The sequence below is a fragment of the Achromobacter sp. HZ01 genome (assembly GCF_003267925.1).
In the GTDB taxonomy this organism is placed as follows: domain Bacteria; phylum Pseudomonadota; class Gammaproteobacteria; order Burkholderiales; family Burkholderiaceae_B; genus Achromobacter; species Achromobacter pulmonis_A.
The window spans coordinates 848,577-870,422 of sequence record NZ_LWKV01000001.1; the positions used below are offsets into that span (position 1 = coordinate 848,577).

At 69.7% G+C, this 21,846-nt stretch carries 25 protein-coding genes; 13 read left to right on the forward strand and 12 right to left on the reverse strand.

Annotated elements, in window-relative coordinates; genetic code table 11:
* The first annotated feature begins 78 nt into the window (after positions 1–78).
* From arfB to A6B37_RS04070, 4 genes are all read left to right on the forward strand, one after another.
* Positions 79–495 (forward strand): alternative ribosome rescue aminoacyl-tRNA hydrolase ArfB, encoded by a 417-nt coding sequence (gene arfB / locus A6B37_RS04055; protein ID WP_102776035.1) that lies wholly within the window; start codon positions 79–81, stop codon positions 493–495.
* A 2-nt stretch (positions 496–497) separates the two neighbouring features.
* Complete coding sequence (locus A6B37_RS04060; protein ID WP_168202151.1) at positions 498–1,181, forward strand: DUF2238 domain-containing protein; 684 nt, start codon at positions 498–500, stop codon at positions 1,179–1,181.
* Between the two features lie 75 nt (positions 1,182–1,256).
* Positions 1,257–1,586 carry a helix-turn-helix transcriptional regulator gene (locus A6B37_RS04065; protein ID WP_102776037.1) on the forward strand — a complete coding sequence of 110 codons (330 nt, stop codon included), beginning with the start codon at positions 1,257–1,259 and terminating at the stop codon, positions 1,584–1,586.
* 26 nt (positions 1,587–1,612) lie between these two features.
* Positions 1,613–2,668, forward strand: a complete 1,056-nt coding sequence (locus tag A6B37_RS04070; protein WP_102776038.1) for an alkene reductase — start codon at positions 1,613–1,615, stop codon at positions 2,666–2,668.
* A gap of 5 nt (positions 2,669–2,673) precedes the next feature.
* Here the strand turns inward: A6B37_RS04070 and A6B37_RS04075 are convergent, their stop codons facing one another.
* Positions 2,674–3,477, reverse strand: a complete 804-nt coding sequence (locus tag A6B37_RS04075) for a CPBP family intramembrane glutamic endopeptidase (RefSeq protein ID WP_102776062.1) — start codon at positions 3,475–3,477, stop codon at positions 2,674–2,676.
* 134 nt (positions 3,478–3,611) lie between these two features.
* On the opposite strand from A6B37_RS04075, the gene A6B37_RS04080 reads away from it, so the two are divergent.
* Positions 3,612–3,986 carry an MAPEG family protein gene (locus A6B37_RS04080; RefSeq protein ID WP_102776039.1) on the forward strand — a complete coding sequence of 125 codons (375 nt, stop codon included), beginning with the start codon at positions 3,612–3,614 and terminating at the stop codon, positions 3,984–3,986.
* 9 nt (positions 3,987–3,995) lie between these two features.
* Here A6B37_RS04080 and A6B37_RS04085 read toward each other — a convergent pair whose 3' ends face one another.
* From A6B37_RS04085 to A6B37_RS04125, 9 genes are all read right to left on the reverse strand, one after another.
* Positions 3,996–4,430, reverse strand: a complete 435-nt coding sequence (locus A6B37_RS04085; protein ID WP_102776040.1) for a carboxypeptidase-like regulatory domain-containing protein — start codon at positions 4,428–4,430, stop codon at positions 3,996–3,998.
* Between the two features lie 121 nt (positions 4,431–4,551).
* A complete protein-coding gene (locus A6B37_RS04090; RefSeq protein WP_111824982.1) occupies positions 4,552–5,337 on the reverse strand; it encodes an NRDE family protein in 786 nt (261 codons plus the stop codon).
* Positions 5,338–5,340: 3 nt separating this feature from the next.
* Positions 5,341–5,850, reverse strand: a complete 510-nt coding sequence (locus A6B37_RS04095) for a YbaK/prolyl-tRNA synthetase associated domain-containing protein (protein WP_111824983.1) — start codon at positions 5,848–5,850, stop codon at positions 5,341–5,343.
* A gap of 57 nt (positions 5,851–5,907) precedes the next feature.
* Positions 5,908–6,627, reverse strand: coding sequence for a response regulator transcription factor (locus tag A6B37_RS04100; protein WP_102776043.1), 720 nt, complete (start codon positions 6,625–6,627; stop codon positions 5,908–5,910).
* Between the two features lie 140 nt (positions 6,628–6,767).
* A complete protein-coding gene (locus A6B37_RS04105; protein ID WP_246842362.1) occupies positions 6,768–8,231 on the reverse strand; it encodes an efflux transporter outer membrane subunit in 1,464 nt (487 codons plus the stop codon).
* A gap of 24 nt (positions 8,232–8,255) precedes the next feature.
* Complete coding sequence (locus tag A6B37_RS04110) at positions 8,256–9,401, reverse strand: ABC transporter permease (RefSeq protein ID WP_111824985.1); 1,146 nt, start codon at positions 9,399–9,401, stop codon at positions 8,256–8,258.
* Complete coding sequence (locus A6B37_RS04115; RefSeq protein ID WP_111824986.1) at positions 9,398–10,360, reverse strand: ABC transporter ATP-binding protein; 963 nt, start codon at positions 10,358–10,360, stop codon at positions 9,398–9,400. Before A6B37_RS04115 ends, A6B37_RS04110 begins: the two co-directional genes overlap by 4 nt.
* Positions 10,357–11,325, reverse strand: coding sequence for an HlyD family efflux transporter periplasmic adaptor subunit (locus A6B37_RS04120; RefSeq protein ID WP_111824987.1), 969 nt, complete (start codon positions 11,323–11,325; stop codon positions 10,357–10,359). Before A6B37_RS04120 ends, A6B37_RS04115 begins: the two co-directional genes overlap by 4 nt.
* Positions 11,326–11,327: 2 nt before the next feature.
* Positions 11,328–12,056: a TetR/AcrR family transcriptional regulator gene (locus A6B37_RS04125; RefSeq protein ID WP_168202105.1), complete on the reverse strand. Its 729-nt coding sequence runs from the start codon at positions 12,054–12,056 to the stop codon at positions 11,328–11,330.
* Positions 12,057–12,199: 143 nt separating this feature from the next.
* Between A6B37_RS04125 and A6B37_RS04130 the strand changes: the two genes are divergently transcribed.
* The 3 genes from A6B37_RS04130 (at position 12,200) to A6B37_RS04140 (ending at position 14,618) form a co-directional block, all read left to right on the forward strand.
* A complete protein-coding gene (locus A6B37_RS04130) occupies positions 12,200–13,252 on the forward strand; it encodes an NADP-dependent oxidoreductase (RefSeq protein ID WP_111824988.1) in 1,053 nt (350 codons plus the stop codon).
* Positions 13,249–13,929, forward strand: coding sequence for a type 1 glutamine amidotransferase domain-containing protein (locus tag A6B37_RS04135; protein ID WP_111824989.1), 681 nt, complete (start codon positions 13,249–13,251; stop codon positions 13,927–13,929). The genes A6B37_RS04130 and A6B37_RS04135 overlap by 4 nt, the downstream gene beginning before the upstream one ends.
* Positions 13,930–14,018: 89 nt before the next feature.
* On the forward strand, positions 14,019–14,618 hold the full coding sequence (locus A6B37_RS04140) for an HD domain-containing phosphohydrolase (protein ID WP_111824990.1): 600 nt from the start codon (positions 14,019–14,021) through the stop codon (positions 14,616–14,618).
* 336 nt (positions 14,619–14,954) lie between these two features.
* Here the strand turns inward: A6B37_RS04140 and A6B37_RS04150 are convergent, their stop codons facing one another.
* Both A6B37_RS04150 and A6B37_RS04155 read right to left on the reverse strand, forming a co-directional pair.
* On the reverse strand, positions 14,955–16,550 hold the full coding sequence (locus A6B37_RS04150) for an FAD-dependent oxidoreductase (RefSeq protein ID WP_111824992.1): 1,596 nt from the start codon (positions 16,548–16,550) through the stop codon (positions 14,955–14,957).
* Between the two features lie 5 nt (positions 16,551–16,555).
* The gene (locus A6B37_RS04155; protein WP_041653853.1) at positions 16,556–17,368 is read right to left on the reverse strand and encodes a DeoR/GlpR family DNA-binding transcription regulator; all 813 of its coding nucleotides are present in this window, start codon (positions 17,366–17,368) and stop codon (positions 16,556–16,558) included.
* 191 nt (positions 17,369–17,559) lie between these two features.
* Between A6B37_RS04155 and A6B37_RS04160 the strand changes: the two genes are divergently transcribed.
* Genes A6B37_RS04160 through A6B37_RS04180 form a run of 5 tightly spaced genes read left to right on the forward strand, consistent with a single transcriptional unit; the run spans position 17,560 to position 21,755 of the window.
* Positions 17,560–18,645, forward strand: coding sequence for an ABC transporter ATP-binding protein (locus A6B37_RS04160; RefSeq protein ID WP_111824993.1), 1,086 nt, complete (start codon positions 17,560–17,562; stop codon positions 18,643–18,645).
* Positions 18,645–19,730: an ABC transporter ATP-binding protein gene (locus tag A6B37_RS04165; RefSeq protein WP_111824994.1), complete on the forward strand. Its 1,086-nt coding sequence runs from the start codon at positions 18,645–18,647 to the stop codon at positions 19,728–19,730. The genes A6B37_RS04160 and A6B37_RS04165 overlap by 1 nt, the downstream gene beginning before the upstream one ends.
* Positions 19,727–20,617 carry a sugar ABC transporter permease gene (locus A6B37_RS04170; RefSeq protein WP_102771415.1) on the forward strand — a complete coding sequence of 297 codons (891 nt, stop codon included), beginning with the start codon at positions 19,727–19,729 and terminating at the stop codon, positions 20,615–20,617. Before A6B37_RS04165 ends, A6B37_RS04170 begins: the two co-directional genes overlap by 4 nt.
* Positions 20,610–21,422: a carbohydrate ABC transporter permease gene (locus A6B37_RS04175; RefSeq protein WP_111824995.1), complete on the forward strand. Its 813-nt coding sequence runs from the start codon at positions 20,610–20,612 to the stop codon at positions 21,420–21,422. The genes A6B37_RS04170 and A6B37_RS04175 overlap by 8 nt, the downstream gene beginning before the upstream one ends.
* Positions 21,423–21,446: 24 nt before the next feature.
* A complete protein-coding gene (locus A6B37_RS04180) occupies positions 21,447–21,755 on the forward strand; it encodes a DUF2160 domain-containing protein (RefSeq protein ID WP_102771413.1) in 309 nt (102 codons plus the stop codon).
* Positions 21,756–21,846 lie beyond the last annotated feature (91 nt).

Genomic DNA, 21,846 nt, shown 5'->3' on the forward strand with positions numbered 1-21,846 from the left:
TTTTACTTGGCGCGGCGCATCGCTCGCCAGCGCCGCCGCGTAACCGCGCCCGCAAGGGCATGGATATACTCCCGCCATATGCTTCACGTCCTAGATTCCCTCTACCTGGATGAGCGCGAGCTGGCGTTCTCCATGATCCGCGCCCAGGGCGCGGGCGGCCAGAACGTCAACAAGGTGTCCAGCGCCGTGCACCTGCGCTTCGACGTGCGCGCCTCCAGCCTGCCCGACGAGATCAAGGACGCGCTGTGCGCGCTCAGCGACCACCGCGTTTCCAAGGACGGGATCATCGTGATCAAGTCGCAGGCGTTTCGCAGCCAGGAAAAGAACCGCGCCGAAGCCGTCGAGCGCCTGCTCGCCATGGTGCGTTCGGTGGCGCGGCCCGACAAGCCGCGCCACGCCACCCGGCCGACCCGCGCCTCGCAGCGCCGGCGCGTGCAGCGCAAGGTGCGGCACGGCGAGATCAAGCGCCTGCGCGGCCGGGTCGAGGGAGAGTGACCGTGGCCGACGCGCGGCGCCGCTACCTGTACACGCTGGGCCTGCTGTTCGCGGTCATCTGGACGGCGCTGGCGATCTCGCCGCACGACCGCGCCGACTGGGCGCTGGAGAACGCGCTGGTGCTGGCCTTCGGCGCGGCGCTGCTGCTCACGCGCCGCTGGTTCGTGTTTTCGCGCGTGTCCTACACGCTGATCTTCCTGTACCTGTGCCTGCATGCGATAGGCGCGCACTACACGTATTCGCTGGTGCCGTACGACGACTGGTGGCGCGCGTTGACCGGCGGCAGCTTCAACGCGCTGGTCGGCTGGGAGCGCAACAACTTCGACCGCGTGGTGCATTTTTCCTACGGGCTGCTGCTGGCCTATCCCATCCGCGAGATCTTCCTGCGCGTGGTCGAGGTGCGCGGTTTCTGGGCGTATTTCCTGCCCATGGACGTCACGCTGTCGACCTCGGCGCTGTACGAACTGCTGGAGTGGGGCGCGGCCGCCACGGTGGGCAGCGAGCTGGGCGCGGCCTACCTGGGCACCCAGGGCGATATCTGGGATGCGCAGAAGGACATGGCGCTGGCCGCGGCCGGCGCGGTGCTCGCCATGGCGCTCACCGCGCTGGTGAACCGGCGGGCCCGGCGCGACCTGGCGCGCGACTGGGCCGACAGCCTCAAGCCGGGCCGGGCGGACGGCCGATAGCCCTGGAATCCGCATGGGCATGACTATATATCGAATAGTTTCGATATAAGATTCGATAAATTGCGATATTTCAATATGACTGCTTCCAATGCCGCGCAACCCGTCATCGACGCCGACGCCATCCTGAAGGCGCTGGCCAATCCGGTGCGGCGCGAAATCCTGGCGTGGCTGAAGACGCCGCAGGCCTATTTCGAGGAAAGCCCGGGCCACAGCTTCGAGCATGGCGTCTGCGCGGGCCACATCGACAGCCGCTGCGGCCTGTCCCAGTCCACCGTGTCTTCGCATCTGGCGGTGCTGCAGCGCGCGGGCCTGATCTCGGCCACGAAAGTGGGGCAGTGGGTGTTTTTCCGTCGCAACGAAGCCGTGATCGCCGCGTTCCTGCGGCAACTCAACCAGGATATGTAGCCCCCGGCAGGGGGCGGAGGATTTGCATGAGCCAGCTATTCGAACCTCTGCGCGTCGGCGAACTGACGCTGCCCAACCGCGTCATCATGGCGCCCCTGACGCGCATGCACGCCGACCCCGGCCGCGTGCCCAACGACCTGATGGTCGAGTACTACACGCAGCGCGCCGGCGCCGGCCTGATCCTGACCGAGGCCACCGCCGTGACCCCGCAGGGCGTGGGCTACGCCGACACGCCGGGCCTGTGGACGCCGGAGCAGGTCAAGGGCTGGCGCAAGGTCACGGCCGCCGTGCATGCGGCCGGCGGGCGGATCGTGGCGCAGCTGTGGCACGTGGGCCGGATTTCCGACCCGATGTTCCTGGACGGCGAACTGCCGGTGGCGCCCAGCGCCATCGCGCCGCAGGGCTACGTCAGCCACGTGCGCCCGCGGCGCGCCTACGTCACGCCGCGCGCACTGGAAACCTCGGAGCTGCCGGGCGTGGTCCAGGCCTACCGCCACGGCGCGCAGATGGCCATGGAGGCCGGTTTCGACGGCGTGGAAGTGCACGCCGCCAACGGCTATCTGCTGGACCAGTTCCTGCAGGACAGCACCAATCTGCGCACCGACGCCTATGGCGGTCCGGTGGAGAACCGCGCGCGTCTGCTGCTGGAAGTGACCGACGCCTGTATTTCGGTATGGGGCGCGGGCCGCGTCGGCGTGCATCTGTCGCCGCGCGGCGAGATCCACAGCATGGGCGATTCCGACCCGGCCGCGACCTTCGGCTACGTGGCGCGCGAACTCGGCGGGCGCGGCATCGCCTTTCTGTGCGTGCGCGAACACGAGGCGCCCGACAGCCTGGGGCCGGCGCTCAAGGCCGCGTTCGGCGGCGTCTATATCGCCAACGAAGGCTACACGCGCGAATCCGCCGAGGCCGCCATCGCCGCCGGCCGTGCCGACGCCGTGGCCTTCGGCGTGCAGTACATCGCCAATCCCGACCTGGCGCGCCGCTTCGCGCTCAAGGCGCCGCTGAACACGCCCAACCCGGCCACCTTCTACGCGCCGGGTCCTGGCGGCTATACCGACTATCCGGCGCTGCCGGCCTGAGGCGGTCAGAACGCGGCGCGCATCGGGTAGGTGTACAGGCCGAAGTGCGCCACGTTCAGGCCCAGGTGCGCCAGCACCGCGGCCGCCAGCCCGCCATAGCGGTAGGCCAGGCCGTAGGCCGCGCCCGCCAGCGTGGCCAGCAGCACCCATTGCCAGCCGCCGGCGTAGTGCGCCAGCCCGAACAGCACGGCCGCGACCGCCAGCGCCGCCGCGCCGCCCCACGGACGGCCGCGCCAGCGCTGGCTCAGCTGCTGTTGCAGATAACCGCGAAACAGCGCTTCCTCGGCCAGCGTCACCAGCAGGGCGTTGTTGAGCAGCCAGACCGGGGCCGCCTGCGGCCACTTGGGGTCCCATTGCACGACGCCCAGGGCCAGCGCGCATCCCAGGCAGGCCGCGATCGCCGCGGCGCAGGCCAGCACCGCCGCCGCCAGCGTGGCGCGCGCCCGCGCGGCGGCCATCGGCGGGGCCAGCGCCAGCACCACCCAGAACGCGGCCAGCGGCTTGTCCAGGTTCAGGTACATGCCGAAAGGCGCGGCGCCGGGGCTGAGCGGCGCCGGCTCGATCACGCGCAGATTGTGAAAGCCCGGCAGCGCATGCATGAACAGCAGCGCGGCCAGCGCCAGGAACAGCGCATGTCCCGCGCCGCGCGCGGCCGGACCGGATGGCGATTGCACCAGTGCGGCCGCCAGCGCCAGCAGCGCCAGCCAGGCCAGCGCCACCGTATCGATGCTGCCGTCGGCCCAGGCCCAGCCGTAGGCCGCGGCCAGCGGCGCCAGCGCCCAGCGCCGCGTCGCCGGCGGCCAGAGCATGGCGGCGGCAAGAAACAGGGCGGACCAGGGGCTGAGCAGCGGCACGGGCGGGGAAGGGGCGCAAAGCGCTGAGTGTAAGCGCGGCCGGGCCGCTTGCGTTATCGTCGGCGGATCGCTCACCCGGGAGTCGCACCATGAAGACCATTGCGTGGCTGATGCTGGCCGCTGCGTTGCTGCCTTTCGTATCCACGATCATCGCCAAGGCCGGCGGCCGCCAGTTCGACAACAACGACCCGCGCGCCTGGCTGGCGCGGCAGCAAGGCTGGCGCGCCCGCGCCAACGCGGCGCAGAACAATGCTTTCGAGGCGCTGCCGTTCTTCTATGCGGCGGTGCTGTTCGCGCTGTACAACCAGGCGCCGCCCGCGCACGTGGCCACCTTGATGGCGTGCTGGCTGGGCGTGCGCCTGGGCTATCTGGCCATGTACCTGGCCAACTGGGGCGCGCTGCGCTCGCTGGTCTGGGCGGTCGGCGTGGGCTTCGTGATCGCGATTCTGTTTACCGGCGTGTAGGGCCGCCGGCTACTTCCATTCGAACACGGCGCGCGCCGTGGCGCCGCCCTGCACCGAGACCTCGCGCTCCTGGGCCGCGCCGTTATAGGTGGCCGACACCTTGTAGCGGCCCGCCGGCAGCTTCACCAGCATGTAGGGGCCTTCGGAAGTGGCCTGCAGCACCGGCTTGCCCTGCGCGTCCTGGATGGACACGCCGACGTTGGCCACGTAGTCGGCCGTGCCGTTGCGCTGCGCGGCGAAGGTCAGCGCCAGCGGGTAGTCCTTGGCGGCGGCCTTCATGGCTTCGGATTCATCCAGGCCGATGCCGCCGCTGACATATTCGACGGCGCCCTGGCGCTGCACCGGCGGCAGGCCGGCCTGGACGGTCGACAGTATCCCGGCAAAGGCCATGCTGCCCACGGCCATCGCGGCGGCCATGGTGCAGCGTTCGATACGCTTGTTCATGAGATGCTCCTCGATAGGATCGCCGGCCTCGGAGCCGGCTGCAATCGCCGCCGCGCCACGCGGGGCGGCAACAGGTTCGACCTTGGCCGGCGCGCGGAGTTCGCGCAAGGCGTCCGGGATCTCAAGCGATGGTGTCGGCCGGCTGCCAGGAAAATGTCAGCCGGCTTTCGCCGCTGACCGAGCCGTCCGGGGCGAAGCGCCTTTCGTCGAGCTGTCCGGCCCCGTCCTCGCGCAGCGCCAGCACGCTGGAGCTGCGGGTGCCGTAGTTGGGGCTGACGATGAAGGGGCTGCTCAGCAGTCTTTCGCGCTCCAGCGGCAGGCCGGTGGCGGGCAGATCGGCGTCGTCGGCGGGCTGGCGGTCGGCCAGGGCGGCCATGAGCGCGGGCAGGTCGGGCTGCGGGCCGCTGCGCAGCACCACGCCGAACGCCGCCTTGGTGCGCGCGAGCTTGGGCCAGGGCGTGTCCAGCAGATGGTTGGACAGGGCATAGATGCCGGGGGCGAGCTCGCGCGGGCCGCCGTCGCGGTTGCTCAGATACCAGGCCGAGCGCGCGTCGCCCACGATCAGGTTGAAGCCGTTGTAGGCCTGGTCCCCCCGGTGCACGCGGGCCAGGTAGGCCGCGGGCGGTTCGGCGCCGCGCAGATAGTCTTCGACCAGCGCGCCGCGCGATGGCGCCGGGTCGCGGAAATGGCCGGGTTCGCGGAAATTGGTCACCAGCGCATAGCGGCCGCGGGCGCTCACGCCCATCCAGGTGCCGCTGGCCCGGCCATCGCGCCCCGCGTAGATGTCGGGCGCGTCGGGCCATTGCGCGGCGGGCAGGGTGGGCCGTTCGTGGAATTCATCGCGGTTGGCGGCGATCAGGACGGGAATGCCCGGCAGCGTGCGCAGGGCCAGTACGGCGAGACACATGGTTCAGACCTGGTTGGCGGGAAGTTCGGGGGCGGCCTTGACCAGCGGCGCCTCTTCGGGCGCGGCCAGCCGGAAGTAGTCTTCCGTGTTCAGCAGGATGGAGGCGTCCAGGCGGCCGGCGTTGAACACGATTTCCTCATGCCGGTGGCGCAGGCTGGGATCGACCAGCAGGTGCAGCTCGGGATTGAAGCTGAAGGGCGGGATGGCGCCGATCTCGCAGCCGGTCAGCTCGCGCGCCAGGTCCTGCGAGGCGAGCGAGGCCTTCTTGCCGCCGGCGGCGCGGGCGATGGCGGCGAGGTCGGCCTGGCGGTCGGCCGGAAAAACAGCCAGCACGTTCCTGCGCTGGTTCGACGACAGCTTCACGCGGCAGACCAGCGCCTTGGCGCCCTGGCTGACGGCGGTGCCGCGGATGGCGGCCACTTCGACCGAGCGGCCGGCGGCGGGGTGTTCGATCAGGCGGTAGCGGGCCTGGTGGCTGGCCAGCAGGGCCTGCAGGCGTTCAAAGACATCCATGGCGGCGTAGGCGAAAGAGGATCCTGGACCGCATGATACGCCGCGCGGGACGGGAGGCTAGATGTCGCCGGTGAAGGCGTAGCCCCATCCCCAGACGGTGCGGATCGGCAGTTCCACGTTCACGTCCTGGGCCTTGCGCCGCAGCCGGCTCACGACCACGTCGGTGCGGCGCATGGATTCGCGTCCGCCCTGGGCCTCCAGCCCGGGCGCATCGGCGCGCGGCAGGCGCTTGTCGGCGGTGGCGGTCAGCTTGAGCAGGAATTCGCGTTCGGCCTGGGTCAGCGACAGCCGCGTGCCCTGCGGGCTGACCAGGGTCCAGGCGGCGTCGAGGAACTGCCACTTGCCGCCGCCGCTGGGCGCCTGCGCCGACGGCTGCGGCTCGGACTCGGCGGGCTTGCGCCGGCCCGCCGCCGGCACGCGGCGCACCAGCGCCTGCAGCGCGGCCACGATTTCCGGCGTGTCCACGGAGGCCGGAAAACAGACGTCCGCGCCGCAATGCAGGCCCAGGATGCGGTTTTCGGGGGAGTCGAAGCTGGAGATGGCGACGATGCCGGCGGCGGTGTCCATGGCGCGCAGGCCCGCCACCGCCATGCAGAGATCGGAAAGCTCGGCCTCCATTACCAGCAGGGGCGCGCGGCGGGCCTGGAACAGGCGGAACAGGCCGTTGGAGTCGTGGCACTGGCGGGGCGAGAAGCCCATTCCGGCCAGTGCGCCGCTACGGCGCTTGCATTGACCGGCATCGGGCGAGAAGACGATCAAATCGAGTAAGTCATTCATGAATCGTTGTTATCTTTGCAGCATAAGCCTCTGCATGATGCAACGAACCCTGCGGTTTCCTAAACCTTGCACAACGCCACTTTCAGCCCCGAATTCTCGGCCAAGCGCGTTTGCCGCACCGTTGTGGTGCGCGCCGGCCCTCAGGGCGGGGGCGCCTCGTTCCACCAGCCGCCGCCCAGCGCCTGCAACAGCGCGGCGGTGTCGGCGTAGCGCGCCGCGTCGGCCGCGCTGCGCGCGATGCGCGTCTCCAGCAGCTGGCGCTGGCTGTCGAGCAGGCTCAGGTGGCTGATGCCGCCGGCGCGATAGCGGCCCTGCGCGATGCGCTCGGCCTCGGCGGCGCGCCGCCAGGCCTCGTCCTGGGCCTGGAAGGCCGCGCCGTCGGTCTGCACGGCGCGCAGGGCGTCGGCGACCTGGCGCAAGCCGTCCAGCACGGTCTGGCGATAGCCCGCGGCCGCGGCGTCGTATGCCGCCTGCGCGGCGCGCTGGCGGGCGCGCAGCTCGCCGCCGTGAAACAGCGGCTGGGCCAGGCCCAGTCCCAGGTTCCACACATTGACCCCGTCGGACAGGTCGCCGGCGCGGGTGCGCTGCGAGCCGAAGCTGGCGGTCAGCGTGAACTGCGGGTATAGGTTGGCGGTGGCCACGCCCACGTCGGCCGAGGCCCGGTGCCACAGCGCTTCGGCGGCCAGGATGTCGGGGCGCTGCCGCACCAGCGCCGACGGCACCCCGGTGGGCACGTCCGGCGGCAGCGTCAGGTCGGCGAGCCGCAGGGGCGGCGCGCTCAGGGCGGCGGGCGGCTGGCCCAGGTAGGCCGCCAGCTGGTGCGTGGCCTGCGACAACTGGTACTGCAGCGGCGCCAGCGTGGCCTGCGTCTGCGCCACCAGCAGCTCCTGGTTGCTGAGGTCGGCCTGCGATATGCCGCCGGCGTCCAGGCGCTGGCGCATGATGTCGCGCTGGCGGGACTGGGCCGCCAGCAGCTCGCGCGTGGCCTGCAGCCGTTCGCCCAGGTCGGCCTGGAGGATCGCGGCCGTGACCACGTTGGCGGCCAGCGCCATGCGCGCGGCCTGCAATTCGTGGCGCTGGTAGTCCACCTGCGCGCCCAGGCCTTCGAGCGCGCGCCGGTTGCCGCCGAACAGGTCCAGCGTGTAGGACACGTCGATGGAGGCGTTGTAGAGCGTGAACGGGGCCGGCGGCTCGGCCACCGGCATGCCGAAGGCCGAGGGGTCCACCTTCTGGCGCGCGGCCGACAGGTTGGCGTCGGCCGAGGGCAGCAGGCGCCCGCCGGTCTCGGCGTTCAGCTCCTCGCCGGCCTGGCGCAGCCGGGCGCGGGCCTGCGCCAGCGTGGGGCTGGCCTCCAGCGCCTGGCGCACCAGCGCGTCCAGCGCCTCGGAGCGGAACAGGCGCCACCATTGGGCCGGAATGTCGGCGCCGGCCACCAGCCGCTGGCCCGCGTCGGCCGCCGTGGCGTCGTCCATAGTCGGAAGATAGGCGTCGACCTGCGGGGATGCGGGAGCCTGGAAGTCAGGCCCCACGGTACAGCCGGCGAGCAGCGCGCCCAGGGCGAGCGCGGCCAGGCGCCGCGGCGCGGCAGGAGAAGGACGGGGCATGGACGGACGGCGGAGCATGTCGGTTCAATCCAGGGTGCGGCGGTAGAACTTCACGGCGGCGGCCATGACGATCACGGTGAACAGCAGCAGCGGCCAGATGCTGGGCCAGAGGTCCCACCAGCCGTTGCCCTTGAGCAGAATGCCGCGGATCAGCCGGTTGAAATGCGTCAGCGGCAGCAGGTTGCCCAGGTATTGCGCCCAGACCGGCATGCCCTGGAACGGGAACATGAAGCCCGACAGCAGGATGTTCGGCAGGAAATAGAACATGGTCAGCTGCATGGCCTGCAGCTGGTTGCGCGCCAGCGACGACAGCGTGATGCCGACGGTCAGGTTGGCGGCGATGAAAAGCAGCGAGGCCAGGTAGACGCTGACGAGCGAACCCTGGAACGGCACGTGGAACACGAAGCGCGCCGCCAGCAGGATGATGCTGGCCTGGATCAGGCCGATGGCGATGTAGGGCACGATCTTGCCCGTCATCACTTCCAGCGGACGCACCGGCATGGCCAGCAGGTTCTCCATCGTGCCGCGCTCGCGTTCGCGCGTCATGGCCAGGCCGGTCATCATCACCAGCGTCATGGTCAGGATCACGCCCATCAGCCCCGGCACGGTGTTGTACTGGGAGATCTGCTCCTCGTTGTACAGCCGGTGCACGCGCACCTCGAAGGGCGGCTGGCCGCCGGCCAGCGGCGCCAGCGCGCCGGTGAGGTCTTTTTCCGCCACCGCCCGCGTCAGCTGGGTGGCCGCGCCGATGGCCAGGCCGGTCGCCATCGGGTCGGTGGCGTCGGCCTCGATCAGCAGCGCCGGACGTTCGCCGCGCAGCAGGCGGCGGCTGAAGTCGGGCGGGATGGTCAGCACGAACAGCACGCGGCCCTGGGCCAGCGCGGCGCGCCCGGCTTCCTCGTCCTTCAGCTCCTCGGTGATGCGGAAGTAGTCGGACGCCTTCATCGCCGCCACGAAGCTGCGCGTGAACGGGCTGTGGTCGGCGGCGATCACGGCGGTGGGCATCTGCTTGGGATCGGTGTTGATGGCGTAGCCGAACAGCGCCAGCTGCATGATGGGCATGCCCACGATCATGCCGAAGGTGATGCGGTCGCGGCGCAGCTGCAGGAACTCCTTGAGCACCATGCTCCACCAGCGCGACCAGGAAAAGCCTTGCAGGCGTGGACTCATGGCGGGCTCGCGTAGTTGTCGGTGGAACGCTTCATCAGGTAGATGAAGACGTCCTCCAGGCTGGTGTCGATGCGTTCCAGTTCAAGCGCCTGGCCGGCGACGGCGTCCCGCAGCGTGCGCTCCAGCAGCGCGGCGTCGCGGCCGCTGATGTGCAGCGCCGAGCCGAAGGCCACCGTCTGGTCCACGCCTGGCGCGTCGCGCAGGCGCTGCGCCAGCGGCACCAGGTTGTGCCCGCGGATGGCCCAGGTGGTCAGGCCCTGCTCGGCGATCACCTCGTCGGCCGTGCCCTGCGTCAGCAGCCGGCCGTAGGACAGGTAGGCGAGCTTGTGGCAGCGTTCGGCCTCGTCCATGTAGTGCGTGCTGACCAGCACCGAAATGCCGCGCGCGGCGAGTTCGTGCAGCTGCTCCCAGAAGTCGCGCCGCGCCGTGGGATCGACGCCGGCGGTGGGTTCGTCCAGCAGCAGCAGGCGCGGCTCGTGCAGCAGGCAAGCGGCCAGCGCCAGCCGCTGCTTCCATCCGCCCGACAGCGAGCCGGTCAGCTGCCGCGCGCGGCTTTGCAGGCCCAGGCTTTCCAGCGCCCGTTCCACGGTTTCGCGGCGCGCCGGCATGCCGTACATGCGGGCCACGAAATCGAGGTTCTCGCGGATGCTCAGGTCGTCCCAGAACGAGAACTTCTGCGTCATGTAGCCGACGTGGCGCTTGATCTGCTCGCTGTCGCGCAGGATGTCGTAGCCCATGCAGGTGCCGCTGCCCGAGTCCGGCGTCAACAGCCCGCACATGAGCCGGATACAGGTGGTCTTGCCGCTGCCGTTGGGACCCAGGAAGCCGAAGATCTCGCCCTCGCGCACCTGCAGCGAAACGTCGTCGACCACCTGCTTGTCGCCGAAACGCTTGTTCAGGCCCCGCACGTCGATGACGTAGGGGCGGGCGGCGTTTTGCCGGGCGGGCGCCGCGCTCATTGCAGCGCCGCCTCCAGCGGCTGGCCAGGATGCAGCCGCGCAGCGGCCTCGGGCGCGGGCCGGGCCTGGATCATGTAGACCAGCTTGCTGCGGCTTTCGCGGCTGTAGATCACGGGCGGCGTGTATTCGGCCTGGGTCGAGATGTAGTCGATGCGTACGGGGATGGGGTCGCCGCAGCCGTCGCAGCGCACCATGAGCTGCTGGCCCAGTTTCAACCCGCCCAGCGCCGACTGCGGGACGTACAGACGCACCTTGATGTTGCCCGGCGGCAGCAGGCTGACCACGGGGCTTCCGGCCGGCACCCATTCGCCCACGCGGTACAGGGTGTCGAACACCAGCCCGGCGGCGGGCGCGGCCTGGCGTTTCTGCGCCAGCGTCCAGTCCGCCTGCGCCAGGGCCGCGCGGGCCGCTTCCACGTCGGCGGCCTGCGCCGCGCGCTGCTCGTCGCGTCCGGGCAGGGCGGCCACGTCCAGCTGCGCCTTGAGTTCGCGCACGCGGGCGGCGTCGGCGCGCGCCCGTTCGCGGCTTTCGTCCAGCTGCGCGCGCGCGATGCCGCCGATGCGCAGCTGCTCGGTGTCGCGCCGCAGCTGCGCGGCCGAACGCTGGCTGGCCGCCTCGGCCTGCGCCAGCTGCGCCCGGGTGACGTCGACTTCGGCCGGGCGCTTGCCGGTGGCGGTGTCGGCCAACTGGGCCGAGGCCGCGGCCAGCTGGGCGCTGGCCTGCTCGCGCGCGGCGGTTTCGCGCCCGGCTTCGAGCGCGAACAAGGGCGCGCCGGCGGCGACCTGCTGGCCGCGGCGCACCGGCAGGTCGGCCAGCCGCCCGGGCTCGGACGAGGCCACGTAGACGTACTCGCCTTCCGCATAACCCTGGAAGAACGGCTGCTCGTCTTTGCCGCAGCCGGCCAGCAGCAGGGCCAGCGCCGCGGCGGCGGGCAGGGGGCGGCGCAAGGCGGTGGAAATGCGCATGGTCAGCATCCTGTAGAGGCCTGGGAAGGGGCGGCCGGCGAGAACAGGCCGCCCGTCAGCATGGCGATGGCGTGGGCCGCGATCGCTTCGGTGTCCAGGGCCTGGGCCTGCGGGTCGCCCTGCCACACGCGCCGCCACAGGCTGGACGTGGCCAGGGGCAGCAGGGTCAGGCCGAGCAGCGAAAGAAACACCAGCCGCGGCTCCACGCCCGGCGTGATGGCGCCCTGGCGGTGGCAGTCGGCGATCAGGGCGGCGAAGGCGTGCAGGCGGTCGGCGGGCAGGTGGCGCAGCACGCGTTCGCGCAGCTGGCCGCCTTCGTTGACCACTTCGTGCAGCCACAGCGCCGGCAGCCAGGGGCGTTCGGCCGCGCTGCGCACCACGCGGCCGACGATCTCGGCGATGAAGGCCCGCACCGTGGCGGCCGGGTCCGCGGGCGGCTCCTGCGCCTCGCCGGCGGCTACCGGCACCGGCGCCCAGACATAGGCGATGACGGGCACGAGCCGTTCCTGCACCACGGCGTCGATCAGCTGGTCGCGGCTTTTGAAGTAGTAATGCACCATGGCCGGCGTGACGCCGGCCAGCTGCGCGATGTGGGCGATGGTGGTCGCGGCCACGCCGCTCGCGGCGAACCGTTGGGTGGCGAGGTCGAGCAGCCGGGCGCGCATTGCGGCGCTGTCGGGGCGCGGCGGACGGCCGGGGCGGCGGGGCGTGGCAGGCGGTGCGGAGTTCATGGCCGATATCTTAATTAAATTATTAATTAATTAAAAGGGGGGCGGCCGCCAGGGTTACCGTTCTGGGCTTCGGACAACGATGGTGTAATGGGACGACCCCCATGCCGCCGCGCTGGCGGCTTTACGCAGGAGACCCGACCGCCATGCCGCAATCGTCCTCCATCAACCGCCGCATCGTGCTGGCCTCTCGTCCGCAGGGCGAGCCCGGCGACGGCGATTTCCGCCTGGAAACCCGCGAAGTGCCGCAGCCCGGCCCGGGCCAGGTGCTGCTGCGCACCGTCTATCTGTCGCTGGACCCCTATATGCGCGGGCGCATGAGCGATGCGCCGTCCTATGCCGAACCCGTCAAGATCGGCGAAGTCATGGTGGGCGGCACGGTGACGCGGGTCCAGGCGTCCAACCATCCCGACTACCGGCCGGGCGACTGGGTGCTGGCGCAATCCGGCTGGCAGGACTACGCCCTGTCGGACGGCGCGGGCCTGCTGCGCCTGGGGCCCGATCCCGAACATCCTTCCTACTCGCTGGGCGTGCTGGGCATGCCGGGCTTCACCGGCTACATGGGGCTGCTCGACATCGGCCAGCCCAAGGCCGGCGAAACCGTGGTGGTGGCCGCGGCCAGCGGCGCGGTGGGCGCGGTGGTCGGGCAGATCGCCAAGATCCACGGCTGCAAGGTCGTGGGCATCGCCGGCGGCGCGGACAAATGCCGCTACGTAGTCGAGGAGCTGGGCTTCGACGACTGCGTGGACCACAAGACGCCGGACCTGCCGGCGCGGCTGGCGCGGGCCGTGCCGCAAGGCATCGACGTGTATTTCGAGAACGTGGGCGGCGCCGTGTTCGACGCCGTGCTGCCCTTGCTCAATCCGCGCGCCCGCGTGCCGGTGTGCGGCCTGATCTCGGCCTACAACGCCACCCGCGCGCCCGACGGGCCTGACCGCCTGGGCCAGCTGATGCGGGTCATCCTCACCAAGCGCCTGAAGGTGCAGGGCTTCATCATCTTCAACGAATACGCCCACCGCTACGGCGAGTTCCGCCAGGCTATGGAAGGCCTGCTGCGGGACGGCCGCATCAAGTACCGCGAGGACGTGGTCGAGGAACTGGAGAACGCGCCGCGCGGCCTGATCGGCCTGCTCAGGGGCGAGAACGCCGGCAAGCGCATCGTGCGCGTCGGCCCGGACGACAATAGGAGCGCGCCATGAATATTCTGATCGTGCTGACTTCGCATGACACCCTGGGCGATACCGGCCGCAAGACAGGCTTCTGGCTGGAGGAGTTCGCCGCGCCGTACTACGTATTCGTGGACGGCGGCGCCAAGGTCGCGCTGGCTTCGCCGGCCGGCGGCCAGCCGCCGCTGGACCCCAAGAGCGACGAGCCCGACGCCCAGACCGAGGCCACGCGCCGTTTCCGCCAGGACCCCGATGCCCAGCGCCTGCTGGCCGCGACCCGCCCGCTGGCCGAGGTGCAGGCGGCCGACTACGACGCCGTGTTCTATCCCGGCGGCCACGGCCCGTTGTGGGACCTGGCCGAAGACCCCGCGTCGGTGGCGCTGATCGAGGCCATGCTGGCGGCCGGCAAGCCGGTCTCGGCCGTATGCCACGCGCCCGGCGTGCTGCGCCACGCCAAGACGGCCGATGGCAAGCCGCTGGTGCAGGGACGCCGGCTCACCGGCTTTTCCAACGCGGAAGAGGCCGCCGTGCAACTGACCGAAGTGGTGCCGTTCCTGGTCGAGGACGAACTGAAGAAGCTGGGCGGGCAGTACTCCAGCGGTCCGGACTGGGAGCCGCACGTGGTCGGCGACGGCCTGCTCATCACCGGCCAGAATCCGGCCTCGTCGGTGGGCGTGGCGCAGATGCTGCTGGAGCGGCTGGAGCACTGATTGCGGCGGGCGCGGCCGCTCATGTGTCAGAATCGCGCCTTTTGCGAAATCCGCGCACGGCGCCAGCCCGTCTTGCGCGCTCCGTTCCAATGCCTTCCGAAGTTCCCGCAACACCCCCGGGCTCCTGCGTCGCCGCGCTGTTTGCCGCCATGCAGGCGCGCGACCCGGCCACCGGCCGTCACAGCGGCCGCGTCGCGGCCTTGAGCGCGGCCCTGGCCCAGGCCCTGGGCCTGCCTGAAAACGAACAGGAAATCGTCGCCATCGCCGCCCGGCTGCATGACCTGGGCAAGATCGGCACGCCCGACCGCGTGCTGTTCTCGCCCAGCCGCCTCGGCCCGGAAGACTGGGCGATCATGAAGGCGCATGCCGCGGCCGGCGCCGACATCATCCTGTGCAGCGCCATCCCGCAACGCGAACAGATCGCGCTGGCGGTGCGCCACCACCACGAACATTTCGACGGCTCCGGCTATCCCGCCGGCCTGGCGGGCCACCACATCCCGCTGCATGCGCGCATCATTTCGCTGGCCGATTCCTACGACGCGCTGGGCGACGTGCGCCCCTACCATCCCGCGCGCCCGCACGTGGAAATCATGCGCATCCTGCATCGAGAGGCCGGCGCCAAATGCGACCCGGACCTGCTGCGGGCGTTCGAGCGGATGATCGAGGACAGCCCGTTGCGGGTGCCGTGAAGGGGGGAGTGGGACGTGTTGGATGCGTCGGGTGTGCCGGATGTATCGGATGTGCCGGATGCGTTGAATGTATCGGATGCATCGGATACGTCGGATGCATCGGATGCGTAGGATGGGTGCAGCGCGCAACCGTTAGGGCCAGAACTCGAACGCCAAACGCGCGTAACCCATCAGCCGGCGCAAGCCGGCATTTTTGCGTGCCAAGAAAAATGGCGGCTGGCGCCGCCTGATGGGTTACGCGCGTTCGATGGTTGAGTTTTTGCGCACGCGCTCTCGCGCTGCACCCATCCTACGCCGTCACGCCATCACAGCATCACAGCATCACACCATCCCCACCTACAACCGGTAATTCGCCGCGACCGTTTCCAGGTCCTGCAGCGTGCGCTGCTGCCAGGCGGCATCGTGGCCCAGTTCCTCGGCGAGCAGGCGGGCCACTTCGGGGGCAGCCAGCATCGCGGCTTCGCTGTCCAGGAACAGCGCGCGGTTGCGGCGCGCCAGCACGTCTTCGGCGCTGCGCGCCAGTTCGTACCGGGCCGCGTAGCGCACGTGCGCCTCGGACAGGCCGCTGCTCTTGACCAGCATGCGCTCGGCGCCCGGCAGGGCCTTGAGCGCGGCCAGGTCGCTGCCGTAGTAGCTGTCCGGCGTGCCGGCGTGTTCCTGCGACGGCGCCAGGCCGGCGGCGCCGTGCAGCGCCAGGGTCTCGGTGCGACAGCTGGCCTGGGTCAGCAGCTGGTGCTGGATGGCCGTGTCGACCACGTCCTGCGCCATGCGGCGGTAGGTGGTCCATTTGCCGCCGGTCACGGTGACCAGGCCGGCCTTGGACACCAGGATGGTGTGCTCGCGCGACAGGGATTTGGTGGACGCCTCGCCGGTGGCCTTGACCAGCGGACGCAGGCCGGCCCAGACGCTGGTGACGTCGTCGCGCGTGGGCTTGCGGCTGAGGTAGCGCGCCGCCGTGCCGAGGATGAAGTCCACGTCCTGCGCGCCGGCCTGCGGGTCCAGCGGCAGGTCGTTGCGCGGCGTGTCGGTGGTGCCGACGATGGTGTGGCCGTTCCAGGGCACGACGAACAGCACGCGGCCGTCGTCGGTCTTGGGAATCAGGATGGCGCGGTCGCCCGGCAGGAATTCGCGCGGCAGGGTCAGGTGCACGCCCTGGCTGGGCGCGACCATGGTCTGCGCGTTCTTGTCTTCCATGCGCCGCACCGCGTCCACCCAGACGCCGGTGGCGTTGATCACGCAGCGCGCGCGCAGCGTGAAGCTGGCTCCGCCCAGGACGTCCTGCGCGGTCACGCCGTCGACCTTGCCGCCGGTCATGGTCAGGCCGGTGGCGCGCACGTAGTTCACCGCCGTGCCGCCCAGGTCGAACAGCGTGCGCATCAGGCTGACGGCCAGGCGCGCGTCGTCGAACTGGCCGTCGTAGTACAGCACGCCGCCGCGCAGCTTGCGGCCATTGACGGCCTCGGCCAGGGTCGGCGCGTTGGCCAGCGTGTCGCGGCGCGACAGCCAGCGGCTGGGCGACAGGTTGAGCTTGCCGGCCAGCATGTCGTACATCTTCAGGCCGACGCCGTAGAAGGGCTGGTCCAGCAGGTTGTAGGCGGGCACGACGAAGCCCAGCGGCCACACCAGGTGCGGCGCGTTGCGGTTGAGCAGCCCGCGTTCGTGCAGGGCCTCGCGCACCAGGCTGACATTGCCTTGCGCCAGGTAGCGCACGCCGCCGTGCACCAGCTTGGTGGCCTTGCTGGAGGTGCCCTTGGCGAAGTCGGCGCCTTCGATCAGCAGCGTGCGGTAGCCGCGCGAGGCCGCGTCTACCGCGGTGCCCAGGCCGGTGGCGCCGCCGCCGATGACGATCACGTCCCAGGAATGCGTGTTGTCCAGCGTGGCCAGGAGGCGGTTGCGGTCGGGCGGGGCGACGGGGGCGAGGGGAGCGTTCATGGATGTCAAGGTGTTTGCTTCAGGGTATTGGGCGCCGCGGCGACGTCGCAGCGCACGCCGGCGTCCAGCAGGACCTGCGCCAGCGGCTCCTGCGGATGCGCGTCGGTGAAAAACCGGTCTATCTGCGAGATGTGCGCCAGCTCCACCATGGCCTGGCGCTTGAATTTGCTGCTGTCGGCGGCCAGCCAGACTTCGCGCGACTGTTCGATGATGGTGCGCGCCACCCGCACTTCGCGGAAGTCGTAGTCGCGCAGCGTGCCGTCGGCCTCGATGCCCGAAATTCCGATCAGTCCGATATCCACCTTGAACTGGCGGATGAAGTCCATGGTCGCCTCGCCCACGATGCCGCGGTCGCGCGAACGCACCACGCCGCCGGCCACGATGACTTCGCAGTCCGGGTTGTCCGACAGGATGTCGGCCACGTGCAGGTTGTTGGTGATCACGCGCAGGCCGCGATGGCGCAGCAGCGCGCGGGCGATGGCCTCGGTGGTGGTGCCGATGTTCAGGATCAGCGAGCAGCCGTCGGGCACGGCGCGCGCCACCGCCTCGGCGATGCGCTGCTTGCCGGCGGCGTGCAGGCCCTGGCGCTTGCGGTAGGCGATGTTCTCGATGGTGGAGGCCTCGATGCGCACGCCGCCGTGAAAGCGCGACAGCAGGCCGGCTTCCGAAAGAATATTGACGTCGCGCCGCACCGTCTGCAGCGTGACGTCGAAGCGTTTGGCGAGCTCTTCGATCGAGGCGGAGCCCTGGGCTCGCACCATTTCGATCAGGGCGCTCTGGCGGGGATTCAGTGTCATGTTCGTATAATAAAACAACAAAAGCGAAAAATAATGACGCACCGCAAGATTGTTTTTTGTTCGCTTCTTGAGTAAAACGCACAAAAAACGAAAGCTATCTGAAAGAGTATGCTCATCCTGTCGTCCGCCAGGCGCAGGCCGGGCCGCTGTACCGAATACTGAAGTCCGCGTTGCAATAAAACAGGGACGTATTAGTAGGTAGAGGAGATCAGATGCAGCTGAACCTGGACAGGGTAAGTTTGCGGGCGGGCTCGCAGACCCACCTGTATCCCATGAGCCTCGCGCCGGTCGAGGGGGCAATGACGGTGCTGCTGGGGGCGACCCTGGCGGGCAAGACTACGCTGATGCGCATCATGGCCGGGCTGGACCGGCCCACCGAGGGCCGCGTGCTGGCCGACGGCGCCGACGTCACCGGCGTGCCGGTGCGCCAGCGCAACGTCGCCATGGTGTACCAGCAGTTCATCAACTACCCGTCCATGTCGGTCTACGACAACATCGCCTCGCCGCTCAAGCTGCGCGGCGCCGGCGACATCGGCGCCAAGGTCCGCGCCATGGCGGCCCGCCTGCACATCGACCACCTGCTGGAACGCTACCCGTCGGAACTGTCGGGCGGGCAGCAGCAGCGCGTGGCGCTGGCGCGCGCGCTGGCCAAGGACGCGCCACTGATCCTGCTGGACGAGCCGCTGGTCAACCTGGACTACAAGTTGCGCGAGGAATTGCGCGACGAACTGTCGGAATTGTTCGCCGAAGGCCGTTCCACCGTCGTCTACGCCACCACCGAACCGGGCGAGGCCCTGTTGCTGGGCGGCCACACCGCGGTGCTGGACGCCGGCGAGCTGCTGCAATACGGGCCGACCGTCGACGTCTTCCACCGGCCCAATTCCCTGCGGGTGGCGCGCGCCTTCAGCGATCCCCCCATGAACCTGTTCCCGGCGCGCCGCACGGCGTCGGGCTTCACCCTGCAAGGCGAGATGGAAGTGGCGCGCGCGCTGCCCCCGGAAGCCGCCGGCGAACTCACCGCCGGCCTGCGCGCCGGCGCGCTGGACGTGGAGCCGCGCCCCGGGCACATCCGCCTGCCGGGCGTGGTGAAGCTGGCCGAGATTTCCGGCTCCGACACGTTCGTGCACGCCGAGACCGCGGCCGGCGACGTGGTGGCGCAACTGCCCGGCGTGCACCGCTACACGCTGGAGCAGCCGGTGCAGCTTTACTTCGACCCCGCCCAGACCTATGCCTTCGGCGCCGACGGCGCCTTGCTGGCCGCGCCGCGCCAGCCGGCCGGCGCGGGGGAGGCGGCCTGATGGCGCAGATCGAGCTGGACCTCTCCCATTCCTACGTCGCGGACCCCAGGACGGATGACGATTACGCGCTGCTGCCGCTGAAGTTCACCTTCCAGGACGGCGGCGCCTACGCCTTGCTGGGGCCGTCCGGCTGCGGCAAGACCACGCTGCTGAACTGCGTCTCGGGGCTGCTGCGGCCCTCGCACGGGCGCATTCTGTTCGACGGCCAGGACGTCACCGGCCGCACGCCGCAGGCGCGCAACATCGCCCAGGTCTTCCAGTTTCCGGTGGTCTACGACACCATGACCGTGGCCGAGAACCTGGCGTTTCCGCTGCGCAACCGCGGCATGCCGGCCGAACGCGTGCGCGAGCGGGTGGGGCGCATCGCCGAGATGCTGGACATGTCCGCGGTGCTGGACCGCCGCGCCAGCGGCCTGACCGCCGACGCCAAGCAGAAGATCTCGCTGGGCCGCGGGCTGGTGCGCAGCGACGTGTCGGCCATCCTGTTCGACGAGCCGCTGACCGTGATCGATCCGCAGCTCAAGTGGGAGCTGCGCCGCAAGCTCAAGGAAATCCACCGCGAGTTCAAGCTGACCCTGATCTACGTGACCCACGACCAGACCGAGGCGCTGACCTTCGCCGACCAGGTCATGGTGATGGCGCGCGGACGCGCCGTGCAGGTGGGCACCGCCGACGATCTGTTCCTGCGCCCGGCGCATACCTTCGTGGGCCATTTCATCGGCTCGCCCGGCATGAATTTCCTGCCCGCGCAATGGCGCGACGGCGCGCTGGAGGTCGGCAGCCGGCGGGTGGCCGGCGTGCCCGAGGCCACGGCGGCGGCGCTGGCCGGCGCCGGCCCGGTCAAGCTGGGCGTGCGCCCGGAATACCTGCGCCTGGCCGAGCCCGAGGCGCCGGGCGCCGTGCCCATGCGCGTCGAGCGCGTGCAGGACGTGGGCACCTACACGCTGCTGGTGGCCGACTACGAGGGCGTCGCGGTGCGCGCGCGCCTGAACGGCGGCGCCATCCCGGCGGCCGGGGACACGGCCTGGCTGGGGGTGCTCAACCCGCACACCTGCTTCTACCGCGACGAGGAGCTGATCCGATGAAACCCATAGATCACCGGGCCTGGCTGCTGGTGCTGCCCGTGGTGCTGTGCGTGGCGTTCTCCGCCATCCTGCCGCTGATGACCATCGTCAACTATTCGGTGCAGGACATCATTTCGCCCGAGCGCCGCGTGTTCGTCGGCACCGAGTGGTACGCCGCCGTGCTGCAGGACGAAGAGCTGCACGGCGCGCTGCTGCGCCAGATCGGCTTTTCGCTGGCGGTGCTGGCCATCGAGATCCCGCTGGGGATCCTGCTGGCGCTGTCCATGCCGGCGACCGGCTGGCGCGCCTCGGCGGTGCTGGTCATCATCGCGCTGTCGCTGCTGATTCCGTGGAACGTGGTGGGCACCATCTGGCAGGTGTTCGGCCGCACCGATATCGGGCTGCTGGGCGCGACGCTGTCATGGCTGGGCGTGGACTACAACTACACCGGCAACGACGTGGACGCCTGGGTCACCGTGCTGGTCATGGACGTCTGGCACTGGACGCCGCTGGTGGCGCTGCTGTGCTATGCGGGCCTGCGCGCGATTCCCGACGCCTACTACCAGGCCGCGCGCATCGACGGGGCCTCGCGCCTGGCGGTGTTCCGCTACATCCAGCTGCCCAAGCTGCGCGGCGTGCTCATGATCGCGGTGCTGCTGCGTTTCATGGACAGCTTCATGATCTACACCGAGCCTTTCGTGCTGACCGGAGGCGGGCCGGGCAACGCCACCACCTTCCTGTCGCAGTACCTGACGCAGAAGGCCGTGGGCCAGTTCGACCTGGGGCCGGCCGCCGCGTTCTCCATCATCTATTTCCTGATCATCCTGCTGCTGTGCTTCATCCTCTACAACTGGATGCAGCGCGCCGGCACCACCGGCGGTTTCGACGAGGAGCGCACCCATGCGTGAGAACAAGAGCTGGTGGCGCGGCGTATTCCTGGCGCTGTATCTCGTGTTCGCCATCCTGCCGCTGTACTGGATGCTGAACATGTCGTTCAAGACCAATACCGAAATCCTGAGCACGCTGACGTTCTGGCCCGAGGATTTCACCCTGGAGCACTACCGCACCATCTTCACCGATCCGGCCTGGTATTCCGGCTACATCAACTCGCTGATCTACGTGGTCATCAACACCGTGATCTCGCTGTCGGTGGCGCTGCCGGCGGCCTATGCGTTCTCGCGCTACCGCTTCATCGGCGACAAGCACGTGTTCTTCTGGCTGCTGACCAACCGCATGACGCCGCCGGCGGTGTTCCTGCTGCCGTTCTTCCAGCTCTACAGCTCGTTCGGGCTGATGGACACCCACCTGGCGGTGGCGCTGGCGCACCTGGTGTTCAACGTGCCGCTGGCGGTGTGGATCCTGGAGGGCTTCATGTCCGGCGTGCCGCGAGAGATCGATGAAACCGCCTATGTCGACGGCTATTCCTTCCCGCGCTTTTTCCTGACAATCTTTCTGCCATTGATCAAGTCCGGCGTGGGCGTGGCGGCGTTTTTCTGCTTCATGTTCAGCTGGGTCGAATTGCTGCTGGCGCGCACGCTCACCTCGGTCAACGCCAAGCCCATCGTGGCCACCATGACCCGCACCGTGTCCGCCTCGGGCATGGACTGGGGCGTGCTGGCCGCCGCCGGGGTGCTGACCATCGTGCCCGGCGGCATCGTGATCTGGTTCGTGCGGCACTACATCGCGAAGGGCTTCGCGATGGGCCGCGTGTAGCGCGGGCAACCCGGAGGACGACTCATGTTCAGCTGGATGGTATGGACCGTTCCCGTCGCCGTGTTCTTCGCCTGCGTCGGCCTGATGCTGGCGGGCATGACGATATGGGAACTGAAATCGCCCACGGTCGAGCGCAAGGGGTTCCTGCCCCTGCGCACCACCCGCGGCGACCGTCTGTTCATCGGCCTGATGGCCGCGGCCTGGGTCAACCTGGCCTTCGTGGGTCTGGGCGAGAAGGCGGCCGAATGGCTGTCGCTGGACGAACCGCCCTCGGTCTGGATCGGGTTCGCGGTATCGATGCTGTTGTTGGCGCTCATCATGAAAAAGGGCTGAAACGGGGGCGCAGACCCCTGCGTTATGCAGGTAAAGGACTATCGGCCATCGTCTTCCCGGGCCAGCGTCCGCAGCGTACATCGGGGAAGAC